15 protein-coding genes are annotated in these 13,970 nt (G+C 65.5%); 9 read left to right on the top strand and 6 right to left on the bottom strand.

Annotated elements, in window-relative coordinates:
• Positions 1-281 precede the first annotated feature (281 nt).
• Positions 282-902, bottom strand: a complete 621-nt coding sequence (locus DID98_RS24545; RefSeq protein ID WP_124488800.1) for a TetR/AcrR family transcriptional regulator — start codon at positions 900-902, stop codon at positions 282-284.
• A gap of 95 nt (positions 903-997) precedes the next feature.
• Between DID98_RS24545 and DID98_RS24540 the strand changes: the two genes are divergently transcribed.
• A complete protein-coding gene (locus tag DID98_RS24540; protein WP_124488799.1) occupies positions 998-2,239 on the top strand; it encodes a glycosyltransferase in 1,242 nt (413 codons plus the stop codon).
• A 16-nt stretch (positions 2,240-2,255) separates the two neighbouring features.
• Here the strand turns inward: DID98_RS24540 and hutC are convergent, their stop codons facing one another.
• Positions 2,256-2,951, bottom strand: a complete 696-nt coding sequence (gene hutC / locus DID98_RS24535; RefSeq protein ID WP_124488798.1) for a histidine utilization repressor — start codon at positions 2,949-2,951, stop codon at positions 2,256-2,258.
• A 494-nt stretch (positions 2,952-3,445) separates the two neighbouring features.
• Between hutC and DID98_RS24530 the strand changes: the two genes are divergently transcribed.
• The 7 genes from DID98_RS24530 (at position 3,446) to DID98_RS24505 (ending at position 8,039) form a co-directional block, all read left to right on the top strand.
• Positions 3,446-4,219, top strand: a complete 774-nt coding sequence (locus tag DID98_RS24530; protein WP_124488797.1) for an ABC transporter substrate-binding protein — start codon at positions 3,446-3,448, stop codon at positions 4,217-4,219.
• A 155-nt stretch (positions 4,220-4,374) separates the two neighbouring features.
• On the top strand, positions 4,375-5,064 hold the full coding sequence (locus tag DID98_RS24525; RefSeq protein ID WP_044848077.1) for an ABC transporter permease: 690 nt from the start codon (positions 4,375-4,377) through the stop codon (positions 5,062-5,064).
• Complete coding sequence (locus DID98_RS24520) at positions 5,061-5,774, top strand: ABC transporter permease (RefSeq protein ID WP_044848076.1); 714 nt, start codon at positions 5,061-5,063, stop codon at positions 5,772-5,774. Before DID98_RS24525 ends, DID98_RS24520 begins: the two co-directional genes overlap by 4 nt.
• Before the next feature lie 24 nt (positions 5,775-5,798).
• Positions 5,799-6,566, top strand: a complete 768-nt coding sequence (locus tag DID98_RS24515) for an ABC transporter ATP-binding protein (protein WP_124488796.1) — start codon at positions 5,799-5,801, stop codon at positions 6,564-6,566.
• A 70-nt stretch (positions 6,567-6,636) separates the two neighbouring features.
• Positions 6,637-7,071 (top strand): cupin domain-containing protein, encoded by a 435-nt coding sequence (locus DID98_RS24510; RefSeq protein WP_124488795.1) that lies wholly within the window; start codon positions 6,637-6,639, stop codon positions 7,069-7,071.
• A 294-nt stretch (positions 7,072-7,365) separates the two neighbouring features.
• Complete coding sequence (locus DID98_RS35930) at positions 7,366-7,503, top strand: HHHH-motif protein (protein WP_185500349.1); 138 nt, start codon at positions 7,366-7,368, stop codon at positions 7,501-7,503.
• Between the two features lie 68 nt (positions 7,504-7,571).
• Positions 7,572-8,039 carry a DUF3761 domain-containing protein gene (locus DID98_RS24505; protein WP_044848073.1) on the top strand — a complete coding sequence of 156 codons (468 nt, stop codon included), beginning with the start codon at positions 7,572-7,574 and terminating at the stop codon, positions 8,037-8,039.
• Between the two features lie 123 nt (positions 8,040-8,162).
• Here DID98_RS24505 and DID98_RS24500 read toward each other — a convergent pair whose 3' ends face one another.
• Entirely contained in the window at positions 8,163-9,518 is a 1,356-nt protein-coding gene (locus tag DID98_RS24500; protein WP_124488794.1) for a polyhydroxyalkanoate depolymerase, read from the bottom strand.
• Between the two features lie 333 nt (positions 9,519-9,851).
• Between DID98_RS24500 and DID98_RS24495 the strand changes: the two genes are divergently transcribed.
• Positions 9,852-10,514: a glutathione S-transferase family protein gene (locus tag DID98_RS24495; protein WP_124488793.1), complete on the top strand. Its 663-nt coding sequence runs from the start codon at positions 9,852-9,854 to the stop codon at positions 10,512-10,514.
• 204 nt (positions 10,515-10,718) lie between these two features.
• On the opposite strand, the gene DID98_RS24490 is transcribed toward DID98_RS24495, so the two are convergent.
• The 3 genes from DID98_RS24490 to DID98_RS24480 form a co-directional block, all read right to left on the bottom strand.
• A complete protein-coding gene (locus DID98_RS24490) occupies positions 10,719-11,687 on the bottom strand; it encodes a hypothetical protein (RefSeq protein ID WP_124520337.1) in 969 nt (322 codons plus the stop codon).
• Between the two features lie 105 nt (positions 11,688-11,792).
• Entirely contained in the window at positions 11,793-13,436 is a 1,644-nt protein-coding gene (locus DID98_RS24485; protein ID WP_124520336.1) for a DUF2334 domain-containing protein, read from the bottom strand.
• Positions 13,437-13,448: 12 nt separating this feature from the next.
• Positions 13,449-13,754: a hypothetical protein gene (locus DID98_RS24480; protein WP_235879201.1), complete on the bottom strand. Its 306-nt coding sequence runs from the start codon at positions 13,752-13,754 to the stop codon at positions 13,449-13,451.
• Positions 13,755-13,970 lie beyond the last annotated feature (216 nt).

The following is a 13,970-nucleotide window of genomic DNA, read 5'->3' as shown; positions in this document are numbered from 1 at the left end:
GTACGACATCAGCATACTGCTGCGCGGAAGATTTGGCATCCCGTGCGTGCATGCGTTGTAAAAATCCCGGCGCATCGCGCGAAGCATGCAGCGGCTTCCGCTCGCGGAGCGCGACGCGTCGGCCGGTTGCGTGTCGCCCGCGTTGCCGGGCAGCAGCGATTCCGGATGGTGTTCCAGATCGCAGGCCAGCGCGCGCGCCCGGCGTGCGCGTGAATTGCGTGAGCGCCGTGCACGTTCGATGCGCACGCACCTTCCTGCCCGAGCGTCGCCTCGGCGGCCGCTCAGCCTTTCGCTTGCGCGCCTTCGACGAACAGCTTCGCGACCGACCGGAATTCCCGCTTCAGCGATAACCCCGGCACGGTCAGCCAGCGCAGCATCGCCGCGAGATACAGATGATGGAACCACGTGGCGAGCTGGTCGGCCGCCAGCGCCGGGTCCAGTTCGCCCGCCTGCTGTCCGGCCGCGATCAGCTGCTGCCACACGAGCGCGATGTCGCCGCCGCCGTCTTTCCCGCTTTCCGCTTCCGTCACGCCGATGCTCAGGAACCGATGCCGCAGGTAGGCGAGCAGGTACACCGGGTGCTGCTCGCACCACGCGGCCGACGCGTCGAGCACGCAGGCGATCCGCGACGCGAAGGTCTTCCGTCGCGCGACGTCGCGCTGTAGGTGCGCGAGGTCGCGCGCGAGTTCGCCTTCGAGCCAGTGCGCGAGCACGGCTTCCTTCGTCGGAAAGTGGTTGTACAGCGTTCGTTTCGCGACATCGGCCTGCGCGGCGATCTGCTCCATCGTCACGGCATCGTAGCCATGCACATCGAACAGGCGGGCGCCGGTGTCGGCGAGATGCGCGAGCATCTGGATGCGCTTGCGTGCGCGGCGGCCCGGATCGTCGGTCGTCGTCGGCATGGTTCGGTATCGAATGAAAGTGCACGAATTGCATTAGTATACGACGTGCATTTTTATGAATCCACTTGCCTGCATCGTGCAGGGGGAGTTCACGCATGAAGCTCGTCATCGTCACTTACGGCACCGAAGGCGACACGCGTCCGCTCGCGGCGCTCGGCCGTGCGCTGCTGGATGCGGGCCACGAGGTCCGGTTGCTGGCCGACGCCGCGACGCTCGGTTCGGCCGCCGCGCTCGGGGTGCCGTGCGCGCCGTTGTCCGGCGATATCCGCGCGGCGATCGCGCCGGATGGCGCGTTGTCCGACGCGGTGCGCGGGCGCGGCGGCTTCAACGACACGTCGAAGGCGCTCGCGGCGATCGCGAATGCGAACACGGCGGCATGGATGCGCGAAGTCGCGGCCGCGTCGGCCGGTTGCGATGCGATCCTGGTGTCGGGGCTGGCGTCGTTCGTCGGGCTGTCGGTCGCCGAGTATCGCGGCGTGCCGGCGATCGGCACGGGGATGATTCCGATCACGCCGACCGCGGCATTCGCGTCGCCGTTCCTGCCGCCCGGCAAGGTGCCGCGCCGGCTGAATCGCGCGAGCCACCGGCTCGTGAACGCGCTGCTGTGGCACGCGTTCAGGAACGCGACCAATGCAGCGCGCGCCAGCGTGTGCGGCCTGCCGGCGCGCCGGCACGTCTGGACCGATCATCCGATGCTGTACGGCGTGTCGCCCGTGCTGCTGTCCGATCCGGCCGACTGGCCGTCACACGTGCAGGCCTGCGGTCAGTGGCACGCCGACGCGCCGGCGTGGACGCCGCCGCCCGCGCTGGCGACCTTTCTCGGCGCGGGCGAGCCGCCCGTGTACATCGGCTTCGGCAGCATGGCCGGGTTCGATCGCGCCGCGATGGTCGGCGCGCTGCTGCAGGCGCTCGACGGCCGGCGCGCGCTGTTCCATCCGGGCTGGAGCGGCATCGATGCGTCGATGCTGCCGGCGCACGTGTGCGTGATCGGCGAGACGCCGCACGACCGGTTGTTTCCGCATGTATCGATGGCGATCCACCACGGCGGATCGGGTACCACGCATTCGGCCGCGCGGGCGGGCATTCCGTCGGTCGTCGTGCCGTTCGCGGGCGATCAGTTCTTCTGGGCGAACCGGCTGCATCGGCTCGGTGTGGCCGATGCGCCGGTGGCGGGCCGGCGCGTGGACGCCGCCGCGCTCGCACGCGCGATCGCGTTCGCGGCGCGTGCCGACACGCAGGCGCGCGCCGCCGGACTCGGTGCGCGGATCGCACGGGAGGACGGCGTGCGGCGGGCGGTCGCCGCGATCGAGCGCTGGGGGCGGCCCGGCATGCGGTGAACGCGCCGGCGCCGCGTCAGAAATGCCCGGTGAACCGGTAGCGGCTGCCCGGGTGCCACAGATTGGCCACCGACGCGACCATCCCCTGCGACCATGTGCGCCGATGCAGCAGCAGGCAGGGCTCGCGTTCGTCCATCGTCAGGTGGCGGCGCGTTTGCGCATCGGGCATCGCGGCCTCGATCCGGTATTCGACCCGCTGCAGCGGCGCGACGCGCGTGAGGTACTGGTTCGGCGTCGTCGTCGTGAAGTCCTGCAGTGCGTATTCGGGCGCGCAGGCGGGATTGACCCAGCGTTCCTCGAGTTGCACCGGCGTGTCGTTCTCGAAGTGCAGCACGCGTGAATGGAAGATCGGGCTGCCGGCGTCGAGCCGCAGCTCGTCGGCGAGCTTCGCGTCGGCGATGGCCGCGCCGACCTCCAGCACGTGCGCGCGATATGCATGGCCGCGCGCGGCGACTTCGTCCGAGATGCTGCGGATCGCCACCAGCGTCGATTCGTATTTCGGCGACGCGACATACGTGCCCGAGCCGCGCGTGCGCGTGAGCACCTGCTCGGCCGTCAGTTCGCGCAGCGCGCGGTTGACCGTCATCCGCGCGACGTTGAATTCGCGCGCGAGCTCGTTTTCCGACGGCACCTGGTCGCCTTCCGCCCACTCGCCCGCATGGATGCGCGCGAGGATGAAGTCCTTGATTTCCTGATAGATCGGTGTGGTCATTGCATTGCTGTTCGAGAGACGGCGGCCGCGTGCCGTCGCGCGCGGGCCTTCGTGCGGTGTCCGGGCGGAGTGTACCGGGTTCGACGCCGCGCGGGCCCGACTGTGGGCCCGGGATTCGGGTTATTCCGGCCCGCATCCGGCGCGCCGGCCAAGGGCCCGCGGGGCCCGTACGGGCCGCGGCCGCCGCGCCGGCGAGCCCGGCAAACGAAAAGTATAGACAAATGCATGGGCGGCGACGATGTGCCGAATCCGCACCGAAACAAGGGGTTCAGCTTCATGTAAGGTGTAGCGAATTGAAATATAAGGAAAATTCGCTCAGGTAAACAATCCGCCGACAATTAGAGATAAACACGGATTGCTGCCAGTGACCTGAAAAAGGCAAAGTTGTATGTACAACTTGGAGAGTCGTCTGACGGATGACCTCCCGGTTGGAAGGGTTCGCGGCGGCGACGCCCGACGGGACCCGTGCCCAGTTCGCCTATGACAGGAACGCCATGAAGAAACTCGCGCTCAGTATTGCCCTTGCCTGCCTCGCGGTCGGTGCCCACGCCAAGGATTGGTCGACGATCCGGTTTGGCGTCGACGCCAGCTATCCGCCGTTCGAATCGAAGGATGCAAGCGGCAAGGTCGTCGGCTTCGACGTCGATCTCGGCAACGAGATCTGCGCGCGCCTGAAGGCGAAATGCGTGTGGATCGAGAACGACTTCGACGGGATGATCCCGGCGCTGAAGGCGAAGAAGTTCGACGGCGTGCTGTCGTCGATGTCGATGACGCCGGCGCGTGCCGAGCAGATCGCGTTCTCCGACAAGCTGTTCAACACGCCGACGCGCCTCGTCGCGAAGAAGGGCGCGAACCTGCAGCCGACGGCCGAATCGCTGAAGGGCAAGTCGGTCGGCGTCGAGCAGGGCACGATCCAGGAAACCTACGCGAAGGCCTACTGGGCGCCGAAGGGCGTGCAGGTCGTGCCTTACCAGAACCAGGACGGCGTGTACCAGGACCTGATGTCCGGCCGCCTCGACGCCGCGCTGCAGGACGCGGTGCAGGCCGATATCGGCTTCCTGAAGACACCGCGTGGCGCGAACTTCGAATTCGCCGGCAAGGACATCGACGATCCGAAGACGCTCGGCAACGGCGCCGGCATCGGCCTGCGCAAGGACGACGCCGACCTGAAGGCGAAGATCGACCATGCGATCGCCGACATGATCAAGGACGGCACCTACAAGAAGCTCGAGAAGAAGTACTTCGCATTCGACGTGTACGGCGGCTGACGCCTTCGCGGCGCGCACCGGCCGTGGCGCGCGCCGCCCGCTTCGCGTGATGCCTCTGGCTTGATGAGCAGACGGCATCAGGTAGTGCGCAGAACTCGTTTGATGCGCGGTTAATGGCTATTGACAATCCAGCCACATCGTTCTGGATCCCTTATATGATCTTCCAAGGATTTGGCCCGCTGTTGTGGGCCGGCACGGTCGAGACCGTGAAGCTCGCGGTGCTGTCGCTTGCCGCGTCGCTGATACTGGGCCTCGCGGGCGCGGCAGCGAAACTCTCGACCAACCGCGTGCTCAAGTCGGTCGGCACGTTCTATACGACGCTGATCCGCGCGGTACCCGATCTCGTGCTGATGCTGCTGCTGTTCTACGGGATCCAGATCCTGCTGAACGACGCGACCGACCTGCTCGGCTGGGACCAGATCGACATCGACCCGTTCGTGGCCGGCGTCGTGACGCTCGGCTTCATCTACGGCGCGTACTTCACCGAGACGTTCCGCGGCGCATTCCTCGCGGTGCCGCGCGGCCAGCTCGAGGCGGGCTTCGCATACGGGATGAGCGGCTGGCGCGTGTTCCACCGCATCCTGTTCCCGCAGATGATGCGCTTCGCGCTGCCGGGCATCGGCAACAACTGGCAGGTGCTCGTGAAGGCCACCGCGCTCGTGTCGATCATCGGCCTCGCCGACGTCGTGAAGGCGTCGCAGGACGCCGGCAAGAGCACGCTCGATTTCTTCTTCTTCACGCTCGCGGCCGGCGCGATCTACCTCGCGATCACGACGGTGTCGAACGTCGTGCTGCACCACCTGGAGAAGCGTTATTCCGTCGGCGTCCGGAGGCTTGCACTGTGATCGAACTCGTCAGCCAGTACTGGCAAAGCTATCTCTATACCGACGGTTACCGCTTCAGCGGCCTCGCGATCACGCTGTGGCTGCTGGTCGTGTCGATCGCGTTCGGCTTCGCGCTCGCCGTGCCGCTCGCGATCGCGCGCGCGTCGTCGAACCGCTGGATCTCGGGCCCCGTGTGGCTCTATACGTACGTGTTCCGCGGCACGCCGCTCTACGTGCAGCTGCTGATGTGCTACACCGGCATCTACAGCCTGCAGGTCGTGCACAACCACGTGCTGCTCGACACGTTCTTCCGCAACGCGATGAACTGCACGCTGCTCGCGTTCGTGCTGAACGAATGCGCGTATGCGACCGAGATCTTCGCGGGTGCGATCAAGGCCACGTCGGCCGGCGAGATCGAGGCCGGGATGGCCTACGGGATGTCGCGCTTCAAGCTCTATACGCGCATCATCCTGCCGTCCGCGCTGCGCCGCTCGCTGCCGAGCTACAGCAACGAAGTGATCCTGATGCTGCACGCGACGACCCTCGCGTTCACCGCGACCGTGCCCGACATCCTGAAGGTCACGCGCGACGTCAACTCCGCGACGTACATGTCGTTCCAGGCCTACGGCATCGCCGCCGTGCTGTACGCCATCGTCGTGTTCACGCTCATCTGGGCGTTCCGCAAGCTCGAGACGCGCTGGCTCGCGTACCTCTCGCCGCGCAGCCACTAATGCATTCGCAAGGAAGGACCAAGCATGTACAAGCTCACCGTTGACAACCTGCACAAGAAGTTCGGCGACAACGAGGTGTTGAAGGGCGTATCGATGAAGGCGAAGGCCGGCGACGTGATCAGCATCATCGGCTCGAGCGGCTCCGGCAAGAGCACGTTCCTGCGCTGCATCAACTTCCTCGAGCAGCCGTGCTCGGGGCAGATCACGATCGGCAGCGAGCCGATCCAGACCGCGCGCGACCGTAACGGCTCGCTGCGCGTGGCCGACCAGAAGCAGCTGCAGCGGATGCGCACGAAGCTGTCGATGGTGTTCCAGCACTTCAACCTGTGGTCGCACATGACGGTGCTCGAGAACGTGATCGAGGCACCGATGGCCGTGCTGGGGATCGGCAAGGAAGAGGCCGTTGCGCGGGCACGCAAGTATCTGGAGAAGGTCGGGCTCGCGCCGCGCGTCGAAGGCATGTATCCGTCGCACCTGTCGGGCGGCCAGCAGCAGCGTGTCGCGATCGCGCGTGCGCTCGCGATGGAGCCCGAAGTGATGCTGTTCGACGAGCCGACGTCGGCGCTCGATCCGGAACTCGTCGGCGAAGTGCTGAAGGTGATGCAGAAGCTCGCCGAGGAAGGCCGCACGATGGTCGTCGTCACGCACGAGATGGGTTTCGCGCGCAACGTGTCGAACCACGTGATCTTCCTGCATCAGGGGAAGATCGAGGAAGAGGGCGATCCGCGGGAGATTCTCGTCAACCCGAAGAGCGAGCGGCTCGGGCAGTTCCTGTCGGGGCGGCTCAAGTAAGCGGGGGCCGCCGCAGCCTGGAACGCTAAATGCTTGTTTCGGACGACTCTTTCGATCGAGGAGCGCCGCGATGAGCACGCCGACCCCTACCGCGTTTTCCCACGTGAAGCCGCAGGACACCGCATATCAAGGCGAAGGCCTGCGCGACTTCTTCCTGTATCGCGATCTCGGCATCGCGGCCGCGACGAACGGCAAGGTCGTCGCGCAACTCGTCAGGGCGAATCATGCACCGGCGGCGGGCACCGGCTGGCACCGTCACGAGGCCGAGTTCCACATCGTGATGATGCTGAAGGGCTGGGCGCGCTTCATGTACGGCGATCGCGAGACGCTGGTGAGCGCCGGCGACTGCGTGCACCAGGCGCCGGGAATCGTGCACTACCTGTTCGACTACTCGCCCGACATGGAGTACCTGGAGATCGTCGGGCCGGCCGATTTCAAGTCGATCGACGTCGAAGGGCCGTGCGCGGTGCCGGCGCCGACGCCGTGGGGCGACGCGGGCGCGTAGCCCTCCGTCGCATCGGATGCGAGGCATCCGCGTGCCCGAGAAAGACCGCCTTCGGGCGGTTTTTTTATGGATCCTGTCCGGGCTTCGGGTTCTGACCGGGTCATTCGACATCCGAAGCATTTGCCGCGTAAGGAAATCGAAAAGACAGGTGGCAATTTGTCAGCTTCGCGTGATGTTTCGTTACACCGTGTCAAAGATCGTCAATTCGATGCAGGTGCGGTGCACGGCGCGTCGGCGACCGGCGTTAAGGACGTAACAGCCGGACCACCGGCTGGCCTACCCAGGAGAATGTCCATGACCCGCATCGCGAAGATCCTGACCGTGACGGCCGTCGCCTGTGCCACCCTCGTGCCGGCGCTGGCCGAAGCCCATTCGCACCGTGTGTGCCATTTCGATCACCACCATCACCGCGTGTGCCGCTGGGTCCGTTGACCCGCGACGCGTTATTCCCGGCAAAGCGTCGGGACGCTTTTCCCGTTCAGGCAAATCAGGAGAGGATCATGAAAAAGACGATGTTGATCGCCGCGCTCGTCGCCGGCATGGGTGTGTCGATCGGTGCGTTCGCACAGGTTCCGGCCAGCGCGCCGGCCGGTACGACCGGGCTGTGCAAGGACGGCTCGTTCTACTCGGGCGCGTCGAAGAAGGGCGCGTGCGCCGGCCACAAGGGCGTGAAGACGTGGTATGGCGCAGCGTCGGCAGCCGCGGCGAGCGCACCGGCCGCGGCCCCCGCGAGCGCGGCTGTCGCTTCCGCCGCATCCGGCGCCGCCCCGGCGAAGAGCGCGCCCGCGACGACCGCCGCGGCGGCGCCCGGCGGCGGCGCGGGCAAGGTGTGGGCCAACGACAGCACGAAGGTCTACCATTGCTCGACCGACAAGTACTACGGCAAGACGAAGCACGGCAGCTACATGTCGGAAGCCGATGCGAAGGCGAAGGGCTACCACGCGTCGCACGGCAAGGCCTGTTCGTAACACCGGCGGAACGCGCGAGCGTTGCCGCTCGCGCACTGCCCGGCATCGCGCCCCGCCATCCGGGCGGGGCGATTCGAGCGCAACGCCGGTGTGCCGCACCGAGCGTTGCCATCCCGCGCGGGCTCAGTGCACGTGATCGGATGGCGCCGCGGCCGCCGTCGCGTCGCGACCGGCCGCGCGCGCGTCGAGCAACGCCCGCAGCGTCACGTAGTGCGCGCCGCTCGCGCTGCCGTTCGTAGCGGTGCGATCGTACGGCTCGTTGTCGTGGATCGTCGCGCGCACGATCGGATAAATCTGCGTTTCCCAGCGGCCGCCGTTGAACACGCCATAATGGCCCGCGCCCGTCTGCACGTGGTGCGTTTTCAGGTACGGCGGCAATCCCGAACACAGCTCCTGCGCGGCCACCGTCTGGCCCACGGCGCAGATGTCGTCCTTCTCGCCCTCGATCGTCAACAGCGCGGTGCGGTGGATCGCGGCCGGTTCCACCAGCCGGTCGCCGACCGTCAGCTCGCCGCGTGCGAGCGCGTATTGCTGGAATACCTTCTCGACCGTCTCCAGGTAGAACTCCGCGGTGAGGTCGGCCGTCGCGAAGTATTCGTCGTAGAAGTGGCGCAGCGTGTCGGCCTTCGCGGGGTCGCCTTTCGCGCGCTCGTAGTACAGGTCGGAAAACGACGCCGCATGGCGGTCGGGATTCATCGACATGAACGCGCCGACCTGCACGAAGCCCGGATACACGCAGCGCTGCGCCCCGACGAAGCCGGCCGGCACCACGCTGATCAGGTTGCGCGCGAACCATTCGATCGGCCGGCTCGTGGCGAGCGCGTTGACCTTCGTCGGATTCACGCGGCAGTCGATCGGCCCCGCCATCAACGTCAGGCTCGCGGGTTGGGCGGGATCGCCGGCGGCGGCCATCAGCGCGACCGCCGAAAGCGCGGCGACGGTCGGCTGGCAGATCGCGAGCACGTGCGCATCCGGGCCGATGTGGCGAATGAAATCGATCACGTGCCCGACGTATTCGTCGAAGCCGAAGCGGCCCGCCGCGAGCGGGATGTCGCGCGGGTTGTGCCAATCGGTGATGTACACGTCGTGATCGGCCAGCATCGTGCTGACCGTGCCGCGGAGCAGCGTCGCGAAATGCCCGGACATCGGCGCGACGATCAGCACGCGAGGCTGGCGCGCCACCGGCCGCGCCTTGCGGAAATGCAGCAGCGTGCCGAACGGCGTGGCCGCCGCGGCTTCCTCGACGATCGGCACCACTTCGCCGTCGACGACGGTCGACGCGATGCCGAACGCCGGACGCCGGTGCGAGAACGCGCAGCATTCGAGCAGTTCGCACAGCGCGTCGACCATGCGGCCCGTCGGGGTCGACGTGGCGGGCGGCCACAGCGACATCGTCGCGCGCGTGGCGGCCGCCCATGCGCGCGCCGGACGCAGGCATTCGGCAGACCATTGGTAGAAAGGATAGGCAAGCAGGTTCATGGCCGTCGTTCGTTGCGTCGCGTTACGTCGAGCGAGGCAAGCCGTATGCCAGCGTGCGGCTGGCACGCGCGTTGCACGGGGTTTGCGAATGCGGCGATACGCGTGGCGACGCGCGCGGCGTCTCATGCGGCGATGCATGCGGCGCGTGGGGCCCGACGACCGAATGCGATGCGCCGCCGTTGCCAACGACGCTCGGCCTACTCGATGTGTCGCTGCGCCGGGCAGCGCGCTGCGCCACTTCGGCGAATGCTTCGCACAGGCGTGGTGCGCTTCGCACGGCGTGGCGCGCGCTTTCGGTGCAGGGGTACGAACGGCAATCAGCAGGGGAGCGACATGGACGTTACCGGACAGACGACGTTGACCATCAGCAGCCGCAATTACTCGTCGTGGTCGATGCGCGGCTGGCTGCTCGCGAAGCTGAGCGGCCTCGCGTTCGAGACGATCAGCGTGCCGATCGATGCGGCATCGCGCGCGGAACTGCTGCTGCTGTCGCCGTCGATTCTCGTGCCGTGCCTGACACACGACGGCAGCACGGTATGGGACACGCTCGCGATCGCCGAATACCTGAACGAAATCCGGCCGCAGGCGCGGCTGCTGCCCGACGACCGGCGTGCGCGTGCGCATTGCCGGTCGATCTGCGGCGAGATGCATTCCGGTTTCAGTGCGCTGCGCTCCGCGCTGCCGATGAACCTGCGTGCGCATTTTCCCGGCTTCCGGATCTGGTCGCGTGCGCAGCACGACATCGAGCGCATCGTGACGATCTGGCGCGCGTGTCTGGCCGCGTATGGCGGCCCCTGGCTGTTCGGCGAGCAGATCGGCATCGCCGATGCGATGTACGCGCCGGTCGTCACGCGATTCCTGACGTACGACGTGAAACTCGAACCCGATATTGCCGAGTACTGCATGCGCATGCTCGCGCATCCGTTCGTGGCGGAGTGGATCGATGCCGCGAAGGCGGAGCACGAAGACATCGACGAACTCGACATGGAGTTCTGACCTGCAACGCACCTTCGCGCGTTCAACCGGATGACCGGCACGTGCATCGAAACGAATCGTCGATGCGGCCGCGCGTGTCCTGCTCGCCCATTGCCCGCGCAGCATCTGTCGGGCATCGCGCCCCGCCGTTTCGGCGGGGCGTTGCTTACCTGCTGCCGGGCACCCTGAGGCTCGCTCCCCGCATTGCAGCACGGCGTAGCAGGATTAGGGACTCGTTTTGGCCGGCTCGGCCGCGGGTGGCTTGGCCGGACGCGTGAGGAGTTCGCGTGTGAGGTTGTCCGACACATAGTGCGGGCCATCGAACAGATAGACTTGATAGCCACGGTAGGTTGTCAGCTGCCTGCTCAATTCGTCGGCGCTGGCCGCCCGGAATCCCCCGTGCTCGGCGGGCCGGAAGGCCTCCGCGATTACCCGCACACGTTGCTTTCCGAGGCGCGAGGTCAGCTCGTCGACATAGGCGCGCGCGACGTAGGGTTCGCGCGCATAGACGCCGCAGCCGTCCTGGAAGAACACCCCGACGTCCGACGGCAGCCACGACACGAGCCAGTCCGCCAGCGCCTTCCCGCCGATATTGGTCTGGTCGTAGACGCTCACCCACAGCGGACGCGGCAGTCGCTTCAGGATATCGGCAAGCTTCGGCGCGTCCTGCCAGGTCGGGTCGATTTCGACCGGGAAGTAGTAGCCGGTGACATTCAGCGGAACGTGCGTGCGCGCTACCGCCAGGGACTGGTCCGCGAGTGTCGACAAATGGGTGCGTGCTCGCTTTTCATCCTGGTAACCGGCGAGGCCCAGGATGACGTTTCTGGCCCAGGGTTCGCGGCCGATGCGCCCCCAGTCGGGAAGGTGTGCCGCGGGACGGATGCCGGCGTCGGGCACGTACGCGGTATCGTCGACGACGCTCCACTGGATCAACAGATCGTGCACGCCGAGCTGTTGCCAGTTCCCGACGGGATTCGTCGTCGCGTTGTCGACCTGCCAGACGATTCCGTCGGCATGCACGTCATGCGCCGTCCAGCTGCACGCGGCCACGGCGAGCGATGCCCCGACGGCCGCGAGCATCGCCGCGCGGGACGAACGCGGCGCGCGCGCGCGCCGGCGTGGCCGGCCTGCGTGCCGGAACCGGCCCAGACGCAGTCGAATCCCGCGCAAGGCCGGGATGGCGTACGTGATCATCGCGGCCTCCCCGGAAGCATTCCTGCGCGACATCGTAGCCGATCACATGCAAACGTGCGACCCGCCTTGCTGCTGCGGGTCGCACGAGGCTTCCACCGGCTCGCGTCACTTGGCCGTCGTGCCGTCCGCCCATGTGTAGCCGAGATTCGTGATGCCCGTCACGATACTCTGGAAGTCCTGGAAGGCGGGCAGTCCGAGATCGGGCTCGAGCCAGTACGGATGGAAGAAGAACGACGCGAAGCCGTCCCGCACCGCCAGACCGTATTGCGCATTGGTCACGATTTGCTGCCACGTGTACGTGATGCACGAGAACGGGTCTTTACTGCAGATGTTGTATTGAAGGCTGCCCAGGTTCTCCGGAATGATTCGTTGCCCGTAGTAATCGGAGTTGATGATGTACGGGAAGAATTGCCCGGCAGAAAAGTCCTGGTTGGGCGCGCCCGTCCCGATCTGCGGATTGGTCGACGTGTAGTAGACGGCCCGCTGGAACGTGGTCGGGAACGTCTGCGCCGTGGCCGTTGATGCCATCGGCGACATCTGGTACTGCGGCGCAGCCCAGCCGACGATCTTGTAGCCGTTGAGCGTGAACTCGAGCAGGCCGTCGGCCATTCTGCCTTTCGCCCATTGCACCGAGTCCTCGTCGACCGGACGATTCTGGACTGCGTACCAGAACTCGAAGTCGCTGCCGCTCACCGCATTCTGAAGATTCGGCGTCGAGTCATACTGGTGCGTATAGCCGTGCATCACGATCGAGCCGCCACGCAGGAGCGCGTAGTTCAACCCGCTCTTGAGGCCCGTTGCCTGTGCGAGGTGAATCGTCTCCGGCACGCCACCGTTGTAATACCCGTTCGGGTCGGTATACAACGGAATGGTCGCCATCGTGAACTTGATCCTCTTCGAGTACAGATAGTCCGACAGCTGCCTCATCGAGCTCGTCGTCGTGAATGCGTCCAGATCCTCGAGGCGGACCAGTGCACGATGATTCACCGGTGCATTGGTCTGCAGGATGTCGTGCAGGATGTCGCATATCACCAGGTAGCGATCCGTCGGGCCGATGTAGGAGAACGGCATGTCCGCGAAGTACCAGAACTTGCCGGAGCGCATGACGTAGGGCGTGGTTGCGCCGCTCTTGCTGTTCTTGATGGTGACGAGCACTTGCGCCTTGGTGGCATCGAGAACCTGGGTCAGGCCGACATCCGGGTCCGCGTTGATGGCGCCGGTCGACGCGTCGAACGCGTAGTACTTGACCATCGCCAGGTTCTTGTACGTGACGGTGTCGTAGAAGCCGGGATTCGGATTGCTCGACGACGGTGTCGCGTTCATCCCGGCAAGGCCCAGGAAGCTGAACCCGAAGGTCTGGTTGAACGTATAGGCCGTGTTCCACGCGAGCTGCCACAGGTTGTACTTGAACCAGACCACGGTTTTCGTGGCGGTCATCACGTCGCTCATGAACGCCGTCGGAATCGGGTTGTTGTAGTAGTCGCCGATATAGAACGTGGCGTCGTGGCTCCCGATCATGCCGGACGTGTAGTTCTGTATCGGTACCAGGTCGACGGTCGTATTGAAGTGGCCGAGCAGGTTCCTCAACATGATGCTGTACATCAGGCCGAGCTTCGAAAACGGGTCGTTGGCCGGGTTGTCGTATAACACGAGCGTATGTGCGGTCGTGGTCTGCGCGTGCGCCGTGCCCGGCAATGTCATTTGCGCGAGTCCGGCAAGCAGGGCTATGACGATCAAGATCTTTTTCATGGCCGTATCTCCCTAGTCGCGTTCGACGTTGCCGCCGTGCTTCTTGACGGAATTTCTGCTGAACTTCGGGCGCCCCGTCTCCTTGTATGCCTTGTCCCAATCCTCATCGGACATGCCGGGTTTCACGTTGACTTGGGCAGAACCGTTTGGCAATGGCGGGGGCTTGATCTTGCCGCCGGACGACTGGTTCGTCTGCTGCGCACTCGCATGCTGAACCGCGCTGGTGATGACGAGCGCGGGACTCAATGCAAGGAGTAGCCCAACGGTGCTCAACCCGATTCGAAAAAATCGATTGCGATGCGAGGGCATGATTTTCATCCTTTGATATGCAAATTGGATTCTCGTTAACGAAACGAGCACGCCCCATTGCCCGATTTAGAATCGGGTGTTATGTCGTTATTTTTTTGCGTTTAATACCCCGGTTAATGAAACGAAACCGGACAGTTGGCTTTCAAGCTAGTTCTGTACCATCCGCCGCAAATGGACACCGGGCCGGGATGCCAAAATCGGCGCGTCGAGACGGTCCGAAATTGT

Source organism: Burkholderia sp. Bp8984 (assembly GCF_003853755.1).
GTDB lineage: Bacteria > Pseudomonadota > Gammaproteobacteria > Burkholderiales > Burkholderiaceae > Burkholderia.
This window is presented reverse-complemented; position numbering and strand designations above follow the sequence as displayed.

Excerpts from the sequence above, each read along its gene's own strand:
- DID98_RS24505 (WP_044848073.1), top strand. The coding sequence starts at position 7,572 with ATGAAAAAGACGATGTTGATCGCCGCGCTCGTCGCCGGCATGGGTGTG.
- DID98_RS24545 (WP_124488800.1), bottom strand. The coding sequence starts at position 902 with ATGCCGACGACGACCGACGATCCGGGCCGCCGCGCACGCAAGCGCATC.
- DID98_RS24500 (WP_124488794.1), bottom strand. The coding sequence starts at position 9,518 with ATGAACCTGCTTGCCTATCCTTTCTACCAATGGTCTGCCGAATGCCTG.
- DID98_RS24515 (WP_124488796.1), top strand. The coding sequence starts at position 5,799 with ATGTACAAGCTCACCGTTGACAACCTGCACAAGAAGTTCGGCGACAAC.
- DID98_RS24540 (WP_124488799.1), top strand. The coding sequence starts at position 998 with ATGAAGCTCGTCATCGTCACTTACGGCACCGAAGGCGACACGCGTCCG.
- DID98_RS24525 (WP_044848077.1), top strand. The coding sequence starts at position 4,375 with ATGATCTTCCAAGGATTTGGCCCGCTGTTGTGGGCCGGCACGGTCGAG.
- DID98_RS24480 (WP_235879201.1), bottom strand. The coding sequence starts at position 13,754 with ATGAAAATCATGCCCTCGCATCGCAATCGATTTTTTCGAATCGGGTTG.
- DID98_RS35930 (WP_185500349.1), top strand. The coding sequence starts at position 7,366 with ATGACCCGCATCGCGAAGATCCTGACCGTGACGGCCGTCGCCTGTGCC.
- DID98_RS24490 (WP_124520337.1), bottom strand. The coding sequence starts at position 11,687 with ATGATCACGTACGCCATCCCGGCCTTGCGCGGGATTCGACTGCGTCTG.
- DID98_RS24495 (WP_124488793.1), top strand. The coding sequence starts at position 9,852 with ATGGACGTTACCGGACAGACGACGTTGACCATCAGCAGCCGCAATTAC.
- DID98_RS24510 (WP_124488795.1), top strand. The coding sequence starts at position 6,637 with ATGAGCACGCCGACCCCTACCGCGTTTTCCCACGTGAAGCCGCAGGAC.
- DID98_RS24530 (WP_124488797.1), top strand. The coding sequence starts at position 3,446 with ATGAAGAAACTCGCGCTCAGTATTGCCCTTGCCTGCCTCGCGGTCGGT.
- DID98_RS24485 (WP_124520336.1), bottom strand. The coding sequence starts at position 13,436 with ATGAAAAAGATCTTGATCGTCATAGCCCTGCTTGCCGGACTCGCGCAA.
- hutC (WP_124488798.1), bottom strand. The coding sequence starts at position 2,951 with ATGACCACACCGATCTATCAGGAAATCAAGGACTTCATCCTCGCGCGC.